This window comes from Variovorax sp. W2I14, assembly GCF_050435205.1.
Taxonomy (GTDB): Bacteria; Pseudomonadota; Gammaproteobacteria; order Burkholderiales; family Burkholderiaceae_C; genus Variovorax; species Variovorax paradoxus_C.
In genome coordinates this window covers 6,693,111-6,710,312 of the sequence record NZ_JBNDJX010000001.1, presented here as the reverse complement: position 1 = coordinate 6,710,312, position 17,202 = coordinate 6,693,111, and the positions used below count along the sequence as shown (strand labels likewise).

Here is a 17,202-nt window from a genome sequence, read left to right as displayed (position 1 = left end):
CCTCTCAGGCGGCGGGCTCTTCCGGATGGGCGCCCGGCGCGACGATGCCGGCCAGTTCGAGTTGCATTACGATGATGTTCACCAGCATGGCGATCGAGGGCCGGCCGGTGTCGACCACGTCGTGGGCCGTCTCGCGATAGAGCGGGTCGCGCGCATCGTGCAACTCGCGAAGCCGCCCGAGCGGGTCGGCCACCTGCAAGAGCGGCCGCTTGACGTCGTGGCGCAGGCGCCGGAACAGGTCTTCGGGGGAGGAGCGCAGGTAGATCACGTGGAAGTGATCCCGCAACTGGCTGCGGTTGGCTTCCCGCAGGACGGCACCGCCGCCAGTGGCCAGCACGCCTTGGGCGTTAGCAGCGAGATCCGCGATGACGGTCTGTTCGAGATCCCGGAAGGCCACTTCGCCTTCGCGGTCGAAGTAGTCACGGATCGAGCAGCCGATGCGCTGTTCGATCACGTGATCGGTGTCGATGAATGGAGTGTTCAGCCGTGCGCCCAGGCGCCGGCCCACTGCGGATTTTCCGGCGCCGGGCAAGCCGACGAGTGCGACCGCCACGCGGTAGCTGCTACGCCCGCGCGTCAGCGCGCGGCGTTGCGGTCGGTAATCATCTTTGGAGTGATAAAGACGAGCATTTCGGTCTTGTTGGCAATGCGTTCGCGCTTGCGGAACAATGCCCCCATGTAGGGGATTTCACCCAGCACCGGCACGCGCGACTCGTCATTGGTTTCGGTAAGTTCGAAGATACCACCGATGACAACCGTGCCGCCGTTCTCCACCAGCACTTCGGTCTGCACGTGCTTGGTGTTGATGGCAGGGCCCGACGGCGTGTTGACGCCGCGCGCATCCTTGCTCACGTCCAGGGTCAGAATGATGTTGCCTTCAGGCGTGATCTGTGGGGTGACCTCTAGCTTCAGCACTGCCTTGCGGAACGAGATGGAGGTCGCGCCACTGGACGTTGCCTGCTGATAGGGAATTTCTTCCCCCTGCTCGATCAGCGCCTTGGTCTGGTCGGCGGTGATGACACGAGGGCTGGAAACCAGCTTGCCCTTGCCGTCGGCTTCGAGCGCGGAGATTTCGAGGTTCAGCATGCGCGAGAAACTCGAATTGAAGAGCGAAATTGCGAAGGTGCCGGCCGCGGTACCTGCCTGGCCTGCATCACCTGCTGGCAGGTTGATGAAGTTGGAATTGGTCCAAGTCGTTGTGGGAGTGCCACCGCTATTGCCACCCGAACCGCCCGTGCCCGAGACGGGCATCGCACCGATCGTTCCGAACGCACGATTGCCGGCCGACGAGGCGAAGCGCTCTCCTGCAATGCCACCACCCAAGCGAACCCCGAGCGACTTGCCGAACGTGTCGGATGCTTCGACGATCCGGGCTTCGATCAGCACCTGACGGACGGGAATGTCCAACTTCTGAATCAGTTCCGTTACCTGCGCGAGGCGCGATGGAATGTCAGACACGAACAACTGATTGGTTCGGGACTCTGCGATGACGCTGCCGCGGGGACTCAAGATGCGGGTCGTCGTACCACTGCTGCCACCACCACCACCGCTGCCGCCGGCCGAAGCTCCAGTACCCATCAGGCCCTGCGCAATGGCAATCGCCTTCGTGTAGTTCAACTGGAACGATTGCGTACGCAGCGGCTCCAGGTTCTCGATCGCCGCCTTCGCCTCGAATTCAAGCTTTTCCTTGGCGTTGATTTCATCCTTCGGCGCGATCCACAGCACGCTGCCGTTCTTGCGCATGCCGAGGTTCTTCGCCTGCATGATGATGTCGAGCGCCTGGTCCCATGGCACGTCTTTCAGGCGCAGCGTCAGCGCGCCAGTCACCGAATCCGAGGTCACGATATTGAAGTTCGTGAAGTCGGCGATCACCTGCAGCAGCGAGCGGATCTCGATGTTCTGGAAGTTCAGCGAGAGCTTCTCGCCGTTGTAGCCCACACCTTGCGTCAGCTTGGTCGGATCGACCTTGCGGGCGCGGACTTCCACCACGAACTGGTTTTCGCTCTGGTAGGCGCTGTGTTCCCAGTCGCCCTTGGCTTCGATCGTCATGCGGACGCGGTCGCCCGACTGTTGCGAAGTGATCAGCTGAACCGGCGTTCCGAAGTCGCCCACATCGAGGCGACGGCGCAGCCCCTCAGGCAGCGTCGACTTGGTGAACTCCACGACGAGGTTCTTGCCTTGCTGCTTGACGTCGACGCCCACCTGGTTGTTCGGCAGGTCGACGATCACGCGGCCGGTGCTGTCGGCACCGAGACGGAAATCGACATCGCGCAGGGGGAGCGTGTCGCGGTTGCGGTTCTCCGCGAAAACAGTAGCGGTGGATGTGGCCAGGGCGGTGCCAGCCACAGGCTCAAGAACGACCAGCAGCGACTTGCCCTGGATTTCCGTCTTGTATGCGGTGGCCTGCTTCAGGTTCAGCACCACCCGGCTGCGCTCACCGGCTTGCACCACATTGACCGAACGCAGGTTGCCCTGATTCACCTCAATGGCGGAGCGGCCGATCGCATTCGTCACGCCCGGGAAGTCGAGCGCGATACGCGCCGGCGTCTGGACGGCGAATCCGGCCGGCACCGCCGTGAGCGGCTTGGCGAGATCGATCCGGATCACCTCGGCGCCGGATTGGGTCGAGCTGGTCACAGCCTCGATCGCGTTTTGCGCATGGGCGACGGCAACTGCACCGAAGGCCAGCAGACCCAGCCCGGCGGCGCGCAGCCACTGTGCCATCGTTGATTTTTTTTGGTTCATTTCGCACTCTCTTGCAGCTGCAATGTCGCCACGCGTTCGATCCATTCACCGGCGGCGTCTTGCACGATTTCACGCAAGGCGACTTCGGTTTCGTTGATACGGGTAATGCGCCCGTAGTTGAGCCCCAGGTATTCGCCGACGCGCACCTTGTAGAGCAGCTTGTCGACACGGACCAGCGCCACCGGCTGGCCGTTGCGGTTCATGCTGCCGACCATGGCCATCGAGTCGAGCGGGAAGGCTTCGAGCGATTCCTTGCGGCGCGCCAGCTCGGGCGCGATCAGCTCCGAGGTGCTCGGCTGGTTTGACTCGCGGCGCAGCGCCTGCGTCAGCTTCAGGATATTGAACGGCTCGAAGGAAGAGCCTTCGGTATAGGCCTGAGGCGTGAATTTCTTGGGCTCGGCAATCGGCGGCACCGAAGGCTTCACCTGGGCACGCTGCTCGACCATCCAGCGCTGGAGGTCTTCTTGGCCTGAATCGCAGGCGCTCAGACCCGCCGTGGCCAGCATCAGCCACAGGACTTTGCTTGCCGCTTTCATTTCTTCGCCTTCGGCGCCGTGGCGCGTTTCTGGGCGGCCCGCTCGTCTTCATCGAGATAGCGGAAGGTGCGCGCGGTGGCGTCCATCGTCAGCACGTCCTTGTCCTTTTGCGGCGTGATCGTCACGTTGTTGAGCGTCACGATGCGCGAGAGGCTGGCGACGTCGGCGGCGAAAGCGCCCATGTCGTGGTAGCGCCCCGTCACGCGAACGGCAATCGGAAGCTCGGCGTAATAGTCCTTCACCGATATCGAACCGGGACGGAACAGCTCGAACTGCAGGCTTCGGCCGAGCCCTGCCTGATTGATGTCCGAGAGCAACGCGTCCATCTCGGCCTTGCTGGGCAGCTGCTTCTCGAGCAGGGTCACGTACTGCTGCACCTGCTCGCGCTGCTTCTTCAACAGGTCGAGATTGGCTGCCTGCGCGACCTTCTTCTGGTAGTCGGCCTTGAGCGTCACTTCCTTGGCGCGCTCGCTCTCGAGCTGGTCATTGGAGTTGGTGAGCCACACGAACCACAGCGCCACGAGCACCAGAGCGGTCACGGCCAGGCACAGGGCATAGCGCGGCACTGCCGGCCACATCGACGGGTCGTTCGGATTGAGTCCGCGGAACTGGTCGCCGGCGTTCCGCAGTACGGCGGACATGTCTACTTTTTGGGAGGGGCGATTGCTTGCCATGATCGATTACCCCTTGACCTGCGCCGCTGCGGCCAATGCCTTGTCGGCTGCAGCCTTCTGTGCATCGGTCGGCCGCTTCAGGCCGATCTTCATCGTGAAATTCGCGACGCGGCGCTGATCGCGCTGGCTCAGGTTGACCATCGTCGAGGTGATTTCGACCAGCTCCGGCTTCACCAGCCACGGACTGTTGTTGCCCAGGTTGCGCAGCAGCTCCGACACGCGTTCGTTCGACTGCGCCATGCCTTGCAGCGTGACGGTCTGGTTGTCCTGCTTCATGCTGGTCAGGTAGACGCCGTCAGGCAGTTGCCGGACCAGTTCGTTGAGCAGGTGCACGGGCAGGTTGCGGTCGCCCTGCAGGTCCTCGACCGCTTGCTGGCGTGCACGCAAGGCCGCGATTTCGTCCTGCAGCGTCGAGATTTCCTTGATTTCGACTTCGAGCTTCTTGATCTCGGCCTGCAGGAAGCTGTTCTTCGATTGCTGGTTGGAGATCTGCGCCTCGAACCAGAGATAGCCGAGGCCTGCGATCAGGCCGCCCAGCAGCGCAGCGCCGCCGAGGGTTCCATAGAAAGCCTCGCGACGCCGCTTGCGTGCGGCTTCGCGGTGCGGAAGCAGATTGATGAGGATCACTGCAGGAACCTCCGCATGGCAAGGCCGCAAGAGGTCAGGTACGAGGGCGCTTCGCGCCGCACCTTCTTCTCGCGGATGCTCGGCCCAAAGTCCATGCCGTCGAACGGATTGACGAGCGAGCAGGCAAAAGAGGTCTGGCGGGTGACGGCACTGGTCAGGCCCGGCAGCGACGACGAACCGCCGGCCAGCAGCACATAGTCCACGCGGTTGTGCGGCGTGCTGGTGAAGAAGAACTGCAGCGCACGTGCGATTTCCTGCGCAATGCTTTCCACGAAGGGCTTGAGCACGCCCGAGCCGTAGTCGTCGGGCAGATCGCCGCTGCGCTTCTTGGCTTCGGCTTCTTCAGCGGAAAAGCCGTATTGGCGGACGATCAACTGGGTCAGCTGCGCGCCACCGAAGGCCTGGTCGCGGTCGTACAGCACCTCCTGGTTACGCAGCACCTGCATGCTGGTGGTAAAGGCGCCCACTTCGAACAGCGCCACGATCGAATCCACGCCCTTGCCGGGCAGCTGCTCGATCAGGCGTGCGGTCGCGAGGCGCGAGGCATAGGACTCGACGTCCAGGATCATGGCCTTCAGCCCGGCCGCTTCGGCCAGGCCTTCGCGATCCTGGACCTTTTCCTTGCGGGAGGCTGCAATCAGCACTTCCACATCGCCGGCGGACGAGGTGCTGGGGCCTGTGACGCAGAAGTCGAGGCTCACCTCGTCCAGCGAGAAAGGGATGTACTGGTTGGCTTCGGACTCGACCTGGATCTCGAGTTCCTGCTCGCTCATGCCACCGGGAAGAATGATCTTCTTGGTGATCACCGCCGAGGGCGGCAGCGCGAGCGCGACGTTGCGCGTCTTGGTTCCGCTCTTGCGCACGACGCGCCGGACGGCCTCGGCCACCTCGTCGAACTTCTCGACGTTGCCGTCGGTGATCCAACCGCGTTCCAGGGGTTCGATGGCACAGCGCTCCAGAACCAGCTTGCCGCTGGCCTCGCGGCCGAGCTCTACCAGCTTGACGCTGGACGAGCTGACATCCAGCCCAAGCAAGGGGGCGTTTTGACGACGAAACAATGATCCAAGAGCAGCCAAGTTAGGTCCCTCTCCCCCTGTATTTGTAACCAATGGAAAAATATGCGTTCGGTTGCACTCTAGCAGCAGGCGTTGTACCAACCAAGCAACCAAGGGGGGCAAAACGGCAAAACGTTGTCAAAACCTGACGTCAAAGCCGCATTCTGTAACTTTCGAATTAGGACTGTGCGAGACAGCAAAGATCGAACCGCGGCCGAAGGGACGGCTTTTTATAATGTCGGGTGACTCTCCGGGCCCTCATGCAAGAAACTTCACGCCCCAAAGGGCCAGCCAAGACCCCTCCTCCCGCACGCCCAGCCTGGCTCAAATGGCTGCTGCGCTTCGTGTTCTGGGGGCTCGGCATTGCCGCGGCCGGTGTGCTGTCGGTCCTCTGCGTGGTCGCGGTGGCGCTGGCTGTCGCTTATCCGAACCTGCCGGACATCTCGGAACTCTCCGATTACCGGCCCAAGCTGCCGCTGCGGGTTTTTTCCGCCGAAGGCACGCTGATCGGCGAGTTCGGCGAAGAGCGCCGCAACCTCACGCCGATCGCCGCCATTCCCAAGGTGGTGAAGGACGCGGTGCTCGCCGCCGAGGACGCGCGCTTCTATGACCACGGCGGCGTCGACTACAAGGGCATGGTTCGCGCCGGCTTGGCCAACCTGAACCGCGTGAAGAGTCAGGGCGCCTCGACCATCACGATGCAGGTGGCGCGCAATGTCTATTTGAGCTCCGAGAAGACGCTGACCCGCAAGGTCTACGAGGTGCTGCTGACCTTCAAGCTGGAGCACCTGCTCAGCAAGGACCAGATCTTCGAGATCTACCTGAACCAGATCTACCTGGGCAACCGCGCCTATGGTTTCGCCGCCGCGTCGGACGCGTATTTCGGCAAGCCGCTGCAAGAACTGACGATCGCGGAAGCCGCCATGCTGGCTGGCCTGCCGAAGGCGCCGGGCGCGAACAACCCGGTCAACAACCCGCAGCGCGCGCGCGGCCGCCAGTTCTATGTGATCGACCGCATGCAGGAAGCCGGCTTCATCACCGCCGAGCAGGCGGCCGAAGCCAAGAAGGAAGAGTTGCACCTGCGTGACGCCGCCGATCCGAACCGCCTGCACGCCGAGTACGTCGCCGAAACCGTGCGCCAACTGATGTATGCGCAGTACGGCGACAGCACCTACACGCGCGGCCTGAAGGTCTACACCTCGCTGGTCGCCGCCGATCAGGCGGCTGCCTACAAGGCGCTGCGCAAGGGCATCATGGATTACGAGCGCCGCCAGATCTACCGTGGCCCCGAGAAGTTCGTCGACCTGCCCAACGACCCCAAGGAACTGGACGAAGCCGTTGACGACGCGCTGACCGATCACCCCGACAACGGCGACGTCATGGCCGCCGTGGTGCTCAAGGCCAACGCCAAGGAAATCACCGCGGTGCGCGGCAACGGCGACCCGGTGCAGATCACCGGCGAAGGCCTCAAGCCCGCGCAGTCGGGCCTCTCCGACAAGGCGCCGCCCAACATCAAGATCCGCCGCGGCGCGGTGATCCGCGTGGTGAAGACGCCCAAGAACACCTGGGAAATCACGCAGTTGCCTGAAGTGGAAGGCGCGTTCATCGCCATGGACCCGCGCGACGGCGCGATCAAGGCGCTGGTGGGCGGCTTCGATTTCGGCAAGAACAAGTTCAACCACGTCACGCAGGCCTGGCGCCAGCCGGGCTCGAGCTTCAAGCCGTTCATCTACTCGGCGGCGCTCGAGAAGGGTTTCACCCCTGCCACGGTCATCAACGACGGTCCGCTGTTCTTTGACGCCGGCACCACCGGTGGACAGCCCTGGGAGCCAAAGAACTACGGCGGCGGCTACGACGGCCCGATGTCGATGCGCACGGCGCTCATGAAGTCGAAGAACCTGGTGTCGATCCGCATACTGCAATCCATCGGCACCCGCTACGCGCAGGACTGGATCACCAACTTCGGCTTCGACAAGGACAAGCATCCCGCCTACCTGCCCATGGCGCTGGGCGCAGGGGCCGTCACCCCGATGCAGATGGCGGTGGGCTACTCGGTCTTTGCCAATGGCGGGTACCGCGTCAATCCGTACCTCGTGACCCGCATCACCGACCACAAGGACAAGCTCCTGGTCGACAAGCAGCCCTCGCTGCTCAACGAGGCGAACCGCGCCATTCCCCAGCGCAACGCCTTCATCATGGACACGCTGCTCAATTCCGTGGCTCGCGCCGGCACCGCCGCAAAGGCGCAGGCCATGCTCAAGCGTGTCGACCTCTACGGCAAGACCGGCACCACCAACGACTCGCTCGATGCGTGGTTCGCGGGCTTCCAGCCGACGATGACAGCCATCTCATGGATCGGCTACGACACGCCGCGCAACCTGGGCGACCGCGAAACCGGCGGCGGCCTGAGCCTGCCGATCTGGATCAACTACATGGAGACCGCCCTCAAGGGCGTGCCGGTGACAGACCTGTCGACCACGCCGCCTTCGGGCATCGTGAACGTCGGCGGCGAGTGGTACTACGACGACTATGCGCCGGGCCGCGGCGTCGCGACCCTCGGCGTGGAAGCTGCCGCGCCCGTTGCACCCGTCGAGGCCCTGACCGGCGCGCCGGTGAGCCCGCCGGCGCCGCCGGAAGAGCGCAACCGCATCCTCGATCTGTTCCGGAACTGACGACAGCGAATCAGGCGGCCGCGAACGCCAGCGGCTGGCCTGCCTGAAGACTCGCTTCGCGCGAGAGGTTGCCGAAGAATTCCTCGCCGGTCTTGGTGTCGACCCAGGCCTGGCCGTCGTGCCGGTAGTGATAGCCACCCGAGCGCGCGGCCAGCCAGATCTCCTGCAGCGGCTTCTGCAGGTTCACGATCAGCTGGCTCCCGTTCTGGAAGGAAATCGTGATCATCCCGCCCACCCGCTGGTTGTCGAGATCGGCGTCGGTCGCGTCGTTGATGCGATCGCAGGCTCGCTCGATCGCAGCAAGCGCGGCTTCGGCGCGGTCCATGTACTCGGTGTCGGTCATTACAATTTCGCTATGTTGAATGTTCGCCAAATTCTAGTGACCGCCCGCGGCCGCACTGTGCTCATGGTTTGCATCGCCGCTGCGGCCGCCGGGCTCGCCGCCTGCGGCCAGCGCGGTGCGTTGTATCTGCCGAACGATCCGGCAGCGGCCCAGCGGGCCACCTTGCCGCAGTTGATCACCCCCGGCGACTCCAGCGCTTCTTCCAGCCAAGCGGCACCCAAGCCTGCCGCCGCCAGCAGCGCGCCGGCCGCAGCCACCACCGGCAACGGAGCGCCCAAGTGATGAACGCCTCCCTGCCCGGCCATCCCCATATCGCCCACCGCGACGGCGCCCTTCATGTCGAAGGGCTGGCCCTCGACGCCTTGGCGCGCGAACACGGCACGCCGCTGTTCGTCTATTCGAAGCAATGGATGCTCGACGCGCTGGCCGCCTACCAGCGCGGCTTCGAAGGCCGAGACGCCCTGATCTGCTACGCGATGAAGGCCAATTCGTCGCTCGGCGTGCTGCGCGTGTTCGCTGAAGCGGGCTGCGGGTTTGACATCGTCTCTGGCGGCGAGCTTGCCCGCGTGCTGGCTGTAGGCGCCGATCCGAAGAAGATCATCTTCTCGGGCGTCGGCAAGACACGTGCGGAAATGCGCCAGGCCCTTGCCGCCGGCATCGCCTGCTTCAACGTCGAGAGCGAAGCCGAACTCGACGTGCTGAACGAAGTGGCGCTGGCCGAAGGCAGCCGTGCACCGATCAGCATCCGCATCAATCCGAACGTCGATCCGAAGACGCATCCCTACATTTCCACCGGCCTCAAGGGCAACAAGTTCGGCATTGCGCATGACCGCGCTGTCGAGGCTTATCGCCATGCCGCCAGGCTGCCGGGCCTTGAGGTGGTCGGCATCGATTGCCACATCGGTTCGCAGATCACCGAAGCCTCTCCGTACCTGGATGCCTGCGATCGCATCCTCGACCTGGTCGAGGCGATCGAGGCGGCCGGCGTGCCGATCCATCACCTCGACTTCGGCGGCGGCCTGGGCATCGACTACAACGGCGAAGTGCCGCCCAAGGCCGATGACCTCTGGCAGCAGTTGCTTGCCAAGCTCGACGCACGTGGCTTCGGCGCGCGCAAGCTCGTCATCGAACCCGGCCGTTCGCTGGTCGGTAACGCGGGCGTGTGCGTGACCGAGGTGCTCTACACCAAGCCCGGCGAAGACAAGAATTTCTGCATCGTCGATGCGGCAATGAACGACCTGCCGCGCCCCGCGATGTACCAGGCCTTCCAGAAGATCGTGCCGCTGCGCATCCGCGCGGGCGATGCGCCGACCTACGACGTCGTCGGCCCGGTCTGCGAGAGCGGTGACTGGATCGGCCGCGATCGCGCACTCAACGTGCTGGCCGGCGATCTGCTCGGCGTGCTGTCGGCGGGCGCGTACTGCATGAGCATGTCCAGCAACTACAACACGCGTCCGCGTGCGGCCGAAGTGCTGGTGAGCGGCCAAAGTGCCACGCTGATCCGTCGCCGCGAGACGATGGAAGACCAGTTGCGCAACGAGCTGGTCTGACTAGCTGGTGCTGCGCAGCGGCTTCTCGCCGCCGCGCGCACCTGCGGGTGCGTTCTTCGCCTTCCGCTTGCTCGCGTAGTTCCACACGCGCCATCCCACCAGCACCGCGATGATCGCGGCGTAGACGAACACTTCCGCAAAGTTGTTCTTGCCCGCCCGCATCCAGAAGAAGTGCAGCAGGCCCAGGCCGGCGATCACATACACCAGCTTGTGCAGCATCTGCCAGCGCTTCGCGCCCATTGCCTTGATCGCACGATTGAACGAGGTGGCCGCGAGCGGCGTCAGCAATACGAAGGCCGAGAAGCCCACCAGGATGAACGGCCGCTTGGCGATGTCCTTGGCGATCTCGCCCCATTCGAAGCCCATGTCGAACCCGCTGTAGCACAAGAGGTGCAGCACCACGTAGAAGTACGCGAAGAGGCCCAGCATGCGGCGAAAGCGCGCGAGCGCGTTCCATTTGCTGATGACGCGCAGCGGCGTCACCGCCAGCACGATGCAGATGAAGCGCAGCGTCCAGTCGCCGGTCGCGCGGATCAGGTACTCCTGAGGGTTGGGTCCCAATTCCCCAACGACCACGCCGTAGGCGAGCCACGCGAACGGCAGCAGGCACAGCACAAAGACGAGGGGCTTGGCGGCGGGATGGAGCAGCAGCTTGTTCATGGCGTTCGGGTCGCGCCCCCTGCGGGCAGCAGGGGTGCGCGCCCGCCTCAGTAGTTCTTCTTCAGGTCCATGCCCGCGTACAGCTGGCCGACCTGCGCTTCATAGCCGTTGAACAGCAGCGTCTTGTTGCGCTTTGCGAAGAGGCCACCGCCGTCGCCGATGCGGCGCTCGGTCGCCTGGCTCCAGCGCGGATGGTCGACGTTCGGGTTCACGTTCGAATAGAAGCCGTATTCCTGCGCCGCCGCCTTGTTCCAGGCGGTGCTCGGCTCTTTTTCGACGAAGCGGATCTTCACGATCGACTTGGCCGACTTGAAGCCGTACTTCCATGGCACCACGAGGCGCACCGGCGCGCCGTTCTGGTTGGGCAGCACCTCGCCGTACATGCCGAAGGACAGCAGCGTGAGCGGATGCATCGCCTCGTCCATGCGCAAGCCCTCGGTGTAGGGCCAGTCGAGCACGCGCGAGCCGACGAAGGGCATGGTCTTCGGGTCGGCCAGCGTCACGAACTCGATGAACTTGGCATTGCCCTGCGGCTCGACCTTCTTGATGAGTTCGGCCAGCGAATAGCCGATCCACGGAATGACCATCGACCAGCCCTCGACGCAGCGCAGGCGGTAGATGCGCTCTTCCTGCGCGCTGAGTTTGAGGAGGTCCTCGATGCCGTACTTGCCCGGCTTCTTGACCAGGCCCTCGACCTCGACGGTCCATGGGCGGGTCTTCAGCGTGCCGGCGTTCTTGACCGGATCGCCCTTGTCGGTGCCGAACTCGTAGAAGTTGTTGTAGCTCGACGCGTCCTTGTAGTCGGTGAGCTTGTCCATGGTCTGCGCGCCAGGCACCGTCGATTTGACGGCGGGCAGCAGCGCCAGCTTGTGCGGGCCGGTCGCCTGGGCGAAGGCCTCGCGCCCGGCAAAGCTGGCCAGTGCCGCACCGGCCGCGCCCGTGGCCATCAGCTTGAGCAGGTCGCGCCGGCCTTCGTAGGCGGCGCGCGGCGTGATTTCGCTCGACAGCGGATGGATGAAGCCGCTGGTGTCGCGGCGGTGCGAGCGGGAATGGAACGACATGACAGGCCTTTCGCGTGAATCGTTGGTCTCAGGGTAGTTCGTGACACGCCCTGGTTTGGTTACGCGCCATGGCGGCGCGTGGTTTCAATTCTTCGCGAAAGGCTGAAAGCCCGCGCTTACAGGGTGCCGTAGCTGTGCAGCCCGCTCAGGAACATGTTCACGCCCAGGAAGGCGAAGGTGGTCACCGCCAGCCCGCCCAGTGCCCACCACGCGGCCACCGTGCCGCGCAGGCCCTTCACGAGCCGCATGTGCAGCCAGGCCGCGTAGTTGAGCCAGACGATCAGCGCCCAGGTTTCCTTCGGGTCCCAGCTCCAGTAGCCACCCCAGGCATCGGCGGCCCACAGGGCGCCGAGCACGGTGGCGATGGTGAAGAAGGCGAAGCCGACGGTGATCGACTTGTACATGACGTCGTCGAGCACCTCGTTGGCCGGCAGGCGCGCCGCGATGCGCTTGCGCCCAAGCAGGATGCCCGCGGCGATCAGCGCCGAGATGCCCGCATAGATCACCCAATAGCTGCCGCCGGCTTCCTGCACGCGCTGGCGAAACGCCACGGGCACGAAGCACAGCGCCACGCCCAGGAGCCAGATCGGCGTGAGCTTGTACCAGCGGGTCTCGGTCGCCTGCTCCTTGATGAGGTAGGCGAACGCCACCATGGCCGCAAGCGCGAAGGTGCCGTAGCCGATGAAGTTGGCGGGCACATGCAGCTTCATCCACCAGCTCTGCAGGGCCGGCACCAGCGGCTGGATTTCATGCGCCTCGCGCACGATCGTGTACCAGAGCAGAAAGCCGACCGCGGCGCTCACCACCAGCATCACGAAGGCGCCGAGCGCGCGCGTGTTGTAGCGCTCTTCGAAGTAGAGGTAGAACGCGGCCGTCAGCCAGCAGAACAGCACGAACACTTCGTACAGGTTGCTCACCGGGATGTGGCCGATGTCCGGGCCGAGCTGGTGGCTCTCGTACCAGCGCACCATGGTGCCGATCAGCGCCATCGTTACCGCTGCCCAAGCGAGGCGCGAGCCGATCGCATCGAAGGTATCGGCCTGCTTGCCGCCGAAGAAGCCGAGCCAATAGAACACCGTGCTCATGAAGAACAGCACGCTCATCCAGAGGATGGCCGACTGGCTCGAGAGGAAGTACTTGAGCCAGAACACCGAGTCGGCGCGCGCCAGGTCGCCCTGGTAGGAGGTGATCGCCAGCAACGAGGCCGTAGCCACTACGATCGCCAGCACCCGCAGCGGGCGCCAGAACCAGCCGATGGAAATCATCGCGATCACCGCGGCGGCGAGGATCGGCTTCTCGTAATAGTCCATCGACCCCGCATAGCGGGTGAACGCGAACAGTCCGCCCGCCAGCACCAGCGCCGCGAACACCCAGTCGAACAGGTTCCGGCGCGAGAGCCAGCTTTCATTGAGCGTGAGGGTCGTGGTGTTCATGGTGTCTCTGGTTCTGTTTTGTTCAGCGCGAGCAGCTTGTGCTTGAGGTGCTCGAATTCGCGGTCGCTGTCGATCGTCTTGCGGTTGACCGAGAAGGCCATCGTGGCGGCCGTTGCGTTGTCTCCGGAAGCCGCTCCACCGGGCGTGAGCCACACCCAGAGTCGCCGCTCGCGCACGTACAGCATGGCAAAAATCCCGACGATGAGCAACAGACACCCGAGATAGACGACGTTCTTCCCAGGGGCGCGCGCCACCTGGAACACGCTGGCCTGCACCTGGGTGAAGTCGGTCATCATCATCGCGACCGGCGCCGGGTAGAAGTGCGCATCGCTGATGGCCAGCACCGCCTGGGTGAGATAGGCCTGCGATTTGTCGTCGCTCGGCACAGCAGCGAGGCCGGCGCCTTCGCGGCTCAGGTTGAGCACTTCGAACAGCACGTCGTTGAGGATGCGCACCAGCACCGCGCCGGCACGTTCGCGCTCGGCCTCGGGCACGTTGACTTCCATGAATTCGGCAATTGCCTGCCAGCCGCCGGCCGTCGTGGCATCGGCACGGGCGCGCTCGCTTCCCGAGAACAGCGCAAGGGCGCGAGTGGCCGACACGCGCAGCTGCTCGGCCATTTCAGGCCGCTTCGGATCGGTTGCCTTGGCGATGTAGCGCTCGATGGCGCGCGCGCGGGTGTCGGGGTCGGCGAGCGCGGTGCGCATGCGCACAAAGCCGTCCATGGAACCCTGTTCGTCGGCCGGCACGCGCAGGTAGCGGAACGGGTCCTCGGGCTTCTCGCGCATGCCCAGCAGGAACACCGGCTGACCGTCGCCGGTGTCGACCGGCACCATGTAGTTCTGGTATTCCCGCGCCTGGCCCGCAGCATCGCGCAGCTTGTAGCCGATGCTCGGGCCGATGTTGCGCAGCACCTTCGGCTTGTTGGTCTTGTTGGCCGCGCCCAGGCGCGATTCGAGGCTGTGGCGCAGGTCGACCTTGCGCACGTCGGCACCGCTGCCCATCGCACCGCCATCGGCGAAGTTCTCGACGTTGATCACCCGCAGCGCGGCGTATTCGAGCGTGAGCTTGTCCTTGCCGTTGGTGATCTCGGTGCTCGGGCCGCCGATGATCCCCTCGACCTCGAAGGGCTTGGCCGCGGCCGCCATCGGCACCGCCTTGAGCTTTACCTTGGAGCCACCGTCGTCGAAGCTCGATTGGTAGATCTCCACGCCCTTGTAGCTCGCGGGGTGGTTCACCTCGATGCGCGCCGGCACCTGTGCGCCGGTCTCGCGGTCGTGCAGCACCACCTCGCTCGCGAAGAGCTTGGGCATGCCGGTCGAGTAGTAGTCGACGATGAACTTCTTGAGCTCGATCGAGAACGGCAGCTCCTGCAGCAGCACGCCGTCGGCCTGGTTCAGGATCGCCACGCTACCCTGCCCGCCCTCGGGCACGAGGATGTTGCCGCGGAAGGTCGGGTTGTTGACCGAGAGCCGGTGCTCGGGCGCCACGTCCGCGATCATGCCGCCGCCGGTGAACACGCTCTTGCCGTTGAACCAGGTCTGCGCGCGCACCACGAGGTCGCCGTCGAGCAGGCCGCCGATGCACACCAGCACGATGGCGCTGTGCGCCGCGATGTAGCCCAGCTTGTGCGCGCCGCCCGCACGCGCGGCGACCATCCAGCCCGGCGCGGCCTTGCCGTCGCCTGAACCCTCACGCTGCTGCAGCTTGACCTTCCAGCCGCCGCTCACCAGCAGTTGGCCGATGCGGTTGGCGGCCGCATCCGGCGTTTCCGCCAGCGTGTTCTCGGCGCGCTGACCGAAAGCTTTCAGGCTCTGCGCGCGGATGTCTTCCTTGAAGGTCTTCAGGTCGACCAGGATGCGCGGCGTGTTGCGCGCGATGCACAGCGTGGTGCTGATCACCAGGAACAGCAGGATCAGCAGAAACCACCAGGCGCTGTAGATCGAATCGAGCCGCGCCGCCCGGAAGAGCTCCGCCCAGAACGGCCCGAACTGGTTGATGTAGTTGTTGATCGGCTCATGCTGCTTGATGACCGTGCCGATGATCGAGGCGATGCAGATGACGGTGAGCAGCGCGATCGCGAAGCGCATCGACGAGAACAGCTCCACCGCCGCGCGAAGCACTTGCGGGCCGCGATGAACGCGAAGGCCATGGGTGGAGACTGACATCGGGTGAGGCGCTGAAAAAAGGGGAAAAAAGCAAAAGGGCGGGCCATCCTCCTGGATCGGCCCGCCCTTTGTTTGGGATTGTTGTTGGCGGTTAGTTCACGCTGGAAAGCGCAGGGTCAGCGCAGGCCGGCGATGTAGTCGGCCACGGCCTTGATTTCACGATCGTTGAGCTTGGCGGCAACGCCGGTCATCGGCAGGCTGTTGTTGCGCACGTTGTCGCGGAAGGCGGTGAGCTGGGCGACGGTGTATTCGGCGTTCTGGCCACCCAGGCGCGGGTACTGGGCGGGAATGCCGGCGCCGTTCGGGCTGTGGCAGCCGGCGCAGGCGGGGATCTGGCGATCGCCGATGCCGCCGCGGTAGATCTTCTCGCCGAGGGCGATGGTGTCCTTGTCTTTCGAGAAGCCCGTCTTGACCTTCTTCGAGCCGACGAACCAGGCGATGTTGCGCATGTCTTCTTCGGACAGCGCCGACGCGAACGGCTTCATGATCGCGCTCTTGCGGGCGCCGGACTTGAAGTCCTGCAGCTGCTTGAGGATGTATTCGGGATGTTGTTGCGCCAGCTTCGGGTTGGCCGCGATGGCCGAGTTGCCGTCGGCGTTGTGGCACGAAGCGCAGCTCTGGCTGTTGGCCGGCGTTGCGTTGAACACCGTGTCGCCCTTGGCGGGATCGGGCTTGGCCGGCTTGGCCGCCGCCGCCGCGGGGGCCGCTGCATGTTCATCGGCTGCAAAACTCGCGCTGACTGCACTACCCAAGAGGGCTGCAAGCAGAATATTGGCAAACAACTTCATATCGGGGGCTTAGATTTATGGCGCAAAACCCCGCGATTCTACAATGGCGCCCCGTTCCGAAAGCCCATTGATGACCTCCCCGCGCGCCAAGTCCGCCGCTTATCCCCCCCGCGCGGCGCCCGCCGCGGACCCGCAGGTCGCCGAACGCGAGCGCGTGGCCCTCGGCTGGCTGCACACCGCCCACTTCCTCACAAGCGCTCCGCAACTGGAACACCTGCCTCCCGTCGACCTCCCGGAGATCGCTTTCGTCGGTCGATCGAACGCCGGCAAATCGACCGCCATCAACACCCTCACTCAGCAGACGCGCCTGGCTTTTGCCTCGAAGACACCGGGCCGCACGCAGCACATCAACCTGTTCGGCATCGGCAAGCAGAAGGTCGACGACGCGGTGCTGGCCGACCTCCCCGGCTACGGCTACGCGGCCGTGCCGAAGGAAGCCAAGCTGCGCTGGCAGCGCGTGATGGGCAACTACCTCATCACACGCGAAAGCCTGCGAGGGGTTGTCCTGATGTGCGATCCGCGCCACGGTCTGACCGAGCTCGACGAGATCCTGCTCGATGTGATCCGCCCGCGCGTGCAGCAAGGCCTCAAGTTCCTGATCCTGCTGACCAAGTCGGACAAGCTCACGCGCAGCGAAGCCGCCAAGGTGCTGTCGATTACGCGACTCCAGGCCGGCGGCGGCGAGGTCAAACTGTTCTCGGCGCTGAAGAAGCAGGGTGTCGGCGACGCAGCCCAGTTGCTGTGGCAATGGGTGCATCCGGAAGGCGGCGCTGCGCCGGCCCAATCGCAGGAGCCGCAGGAAACACCGGAGTCACCGGAAGAAACCTGAGGCCGAACGGCTGCATTGACCGTCCCGCCTGCTCAGCTCACTATCAAAAAAATAGCGACAG

General features: G+C 64.5%; 16 protein-coding genes. 4 read left to right on the top strand and 12 right to left on the bottom strand.

Going from position 1 to position 17,202, the window contains the following annotated elements; all coding sequences use genetic code 11:
* Positions 1–4: 4 nt before the first annotated feature.
* Genes QF040_RS31240 through QF040_RS31215 form a run of 6 tightly spaced genes read right to left on the bottom strand, consistent with a single transcriptional unit; the run spans position 5 to position 5,658 of the window.
* Complete coding sequence (locus QF040_RS31240; RefSeq protein ID WP_429614169.1) at positions 5–553, bottom strand: shikimate kinase; 549 nt, start codon at positions 551–553, stop codon at positions 5–7.
* Between the two features lie 23 nt (positions 554–576).
* Positions 577–2,745, bottom strand: coding sequence for a type IV pilus secretin PilQ (gene pilQ, locus QF040_RS31235; RefSeq protein ID WP_429614168.1), 2,169 nt, complete (start codon positions 2,743–2,745; stop codon positions 577–579).
* Positions 2,742–3,281 carry a pilus assembly protein PilP gene (locus tag QF040_RS31230; protein WP_429614167.1) on the bottom strand — a complete coding sequence of 180 codons (540 nt, stop codon included), beginning with the start codon at positions 3,279–3,281 and terminating at the stop codon, positions 2,742–2,744. Before QF040_RS31230 ends, pilQ begins: the two co-directional genes overlap by 4 nt.
* Positions 3,278–3,955, bottom strand: a complete 678-nt coding sequence (locus QF040_RS31225) for a type 4a pilus biogenesis protein PilO (RefSeq protein ID WP_429614166.1) — start codon at positions 3,953–3,955, stop codon at positions 3,278–3,280. Before QF040_RS31225 ends, QF040_RS31230 begins: the two co-directional genes overlap by 4 nt.
* Positions 3,956–3,961: 6 nt before the next feature.
* Positions 3,962–4,582: a PilN domain-containing protein gene (locus tag QF040_RS31220; RefSeq protein WP_429614165.1), complete on the bottom strand. Its 621-nt coding sequence runs from the start codon at positions 4,580–4,582 to the stop codon at positions 3,962–3,964.
* Positions 4,579–5,658 carry a pilus assembly protein PilM gene (locus tag QF040_RS31215; protein WP_013539687.1) on the bottom strand — a complete coding sequence of 360 codons (1,080 nt, stop codon included), beginning with the start codon at positions 5,656–5,658 and terminating at the stop codon, positions 4,579–4,581. The genes QF040_RS31220 and QF040_RS31215 overlap by 4 nt, the downstream gene beginning before the upstream one ends.
* A gap of 239 nt (positions 5,659–5,897) precedes the next feature.
* Between QF040_RS31215 and QF040_RS31210 the strand changes: the two genes are divergently transcribed.
* Positions 5,898–8,309: a penicillin-binding protein 1A gene (locus tag QF040_RS31210; protein WP_429614164.1), complete on the top strand. Its 2,412-nt coding sequence runs from the start codon at positions 5,898–5,900 to the stop codon at positions 8,307–8,309.
* Between the two features lie 10 nt (positions 8,310–8,319).
* Here the strand turns inward: QF040_RS31210 and cyaY are convergent, their stop codons facing one another.
* Entirely contained in the window at positions 8,320–8,652 is a 333-nt protein-coding gene (gene cyaY, locus QF040_RS31205; RefSeq protein ID WP_429614163.1) for an iron donor protein CyaY, read from the bottom strand.
* A gap of 12 nt (positions 8,653–8,664) precedes the next feature.
* Between cyaY and lptM the strand changes: the two genes are divergently transcribed.
* On the top strand, positions 8,665–8,934 hold the full coding sequence (gene lptM / locus QF040_RS31200; protein WP_013539684.1) for an LPS translocon maturation chaperone LptM: 270 nt from the start codon (positions 8,665–8,667) through the stop codon (positions 8,932–8,934).
* The gene (lysA, locus tag QF040_RS31195) at positions 8,934–10,202 is read left to right on the top strand and encodes a diaminopimelate decarboxylase (protein ID WP_429614162.1); all 1,269 of its coding nucleotides are present in this window, start codon (positions 8,934–8,936) and stop codon (positions 10,200–10,202) included. Before lptM ends, lysA begins: the two co-directional genes overlap by 1 nt.
* Here lysA and QF040_RS31190 read toward each other — a convergent pair whose 3' ends face one another.
* From QF040_RS31190 to QF040_RS31170, 5 genes are all read right to left on the bottom strand, one after another.
* A complete protein-coding gene (locus QF040_RS31190; RefSeq protein ID WP_429614161.1) occupies positions 10,203–10,862 on the bottom strand; it encodes a sulfite oxidase heme-binding subunit YedZ in 660 nt (219 codons plus the stop codon).
* Positions 10,863–10,909: 47 nt separating this feature from the next.
* Positions 10,910–11,923 carry a protein-methionine-sulfoxide reductase catalytic subunit MsrP gene (msrP, locus tag QF040_RS31185; protein ID WP_307643623.1) on the bottom strand — a complete coding sequence of 338 codons (1,014 nt, stop codon included), beginning with the start codon at positions 11,921–11,923 and terminating at the stop codon, positions 10,910–10,912.
* 116 nt (positions 11,924–12,039) lie between these two features.
* On the bottom strand, positions 12,040–13,356 hold the full coding sequence (gene ccsB / locus QF040_RS31180) for a c-type cytochrome biogenesis protein CcsB (RefSeq protein ID WP_429614160.1): 1,317 nt from the start codon (positions 13,354–13,356) through the stop codon (positions 12,040–12,042).
* A complete protein-coding gene (locus QF040_RS31175) occupies positions 13,353–15,524 on the bottom strand; it encodes a cytochrome c biogenesis protein ResB (protein WP_429614159.1) in 2,172 nt (723 codons plus the stop codon). Before QF040_RS31175 ends, ccsB begins: the two co-directional genes overlap by 4 nt.
* A gap of 116 nt (positions 15,525–15,640) precedes the next feature.
* Positions 15,641–16,312 carry a c-type cytochrome gene (locus tag QF040_RS31170; protein WP_429614158.1) on the bottom strand — a complete coding sequence of 224 codons (672 nt, stop codon included), beginning with the start codon at positions 16,310–16,312 and terminating at the stop codon, positions 15,641–15,643.
* 70 nt (positions 16,313–16,382) lie between these two features.
* Here QF040_RS31170 and yihA point away from each other — a divergent pair, with 70 nt between their 5' ends.
* The gene (gene yihA / locus QF040_RS31165; RefSeq protein ID WP_429614157.1) at positions 16,383–17,141 is read left to right on the top strand and encodes a ribosome biogenesis GTP-binding protein YihA/YsxC; all 759 of its coding nucleotides are present in this window, start codon (positions 16,383–16,385) and stop codon (positions 17,139–17,141) included.
* Positions 17,142–17,202: the final 61 nt, after the last annotated feature.

Coding starts and splice junctions, on each gene's coding strand:
- QF040_RS31225 (WP_429614166.1), bottom strand. CDS start 3,955: ATGGCAAGCAATCGCCCCTCCCAAAAAGTAGACATGTCCGCCGTACTG.
- yihA (WP_429614157.1), top strand. CDS start 16,383: ATGACCTCCCCGCGCGCCAAGTCCGCCGCTTATCCCCCCCGCGCGGCG.
- QF040_RS31170 (WP_429614158.1), bottom strand. CDS start 16,312: ATGAAGTTGTTTGCCAATATTCTGCTTGCAGCCCTCTTGGGTAGTGCA.
- QF040_RS31210 (WP_429614164.1), top strand. CDS start 5,898: ATGCAAGAAACTTCACGCCCCAAAGGGCCAGCCAAGACCCCTCCTCCC.
- pilQ (WP_429614168.1), bottom strand. CDS start 2,745: ATGAACCAAAAAAAATCAACGATGGCACAGTGGCTGCGCGCCGCCGGG.
- QF040_RS31190 (WP_429614161.1), bottom strand. CDS start 10,862: ATGAACAAGCTGCTGCTCCATCCCGCCGCCAAGCCCCTCGTCTTTGTG.
- cyaY (WP_429614163.1), bottom strand. CDS start 8,652: ATGACCGACACCGAGTACATGGACCGCGCCGAAGCCGCGCTTGCTGCG.
- QF040_RS31230 (WP_429614167.1), bottom strand. CDS start 3,281: ATGAAAGCGGCAAGCAAAGTCCTGTGGCTGATGCTGGCCACGGCGGGT.
- lptM (WP_013539684.1), top strand. CDS start 8,665: ATGTTGAATGTTCGCCAAATTCTAGTGACCGCCCGCGGCCGCACTGTG.
- ccsB (WP_429614160.1), bottom strand. CDS start 13,356: ATGAACACCACGACCCTCACGCTCAATGAAAGCTGGCTCTCGCGCCGG.
- lysA (WP_429614162.1), top strand. CDS start 8,934: ATGAACGCCTCCCTGCCCGGCCATCCCCATATCGCCCACCGCGACGGC.
- QF040_RS31175 (WP_429614159.1), bottom strand. CDS start 15,524: ATGTCAGTCTCCACCCATGGCCTTCGCGTTCATCGCGGCCCGCAAGTG.
- msrP (WP_307643623.1), bottom strand. CDS start 11,923: ATGTCGTTCCATTCCCGCTCGCACCGCCGCGACACCAGCGGCTTCATC.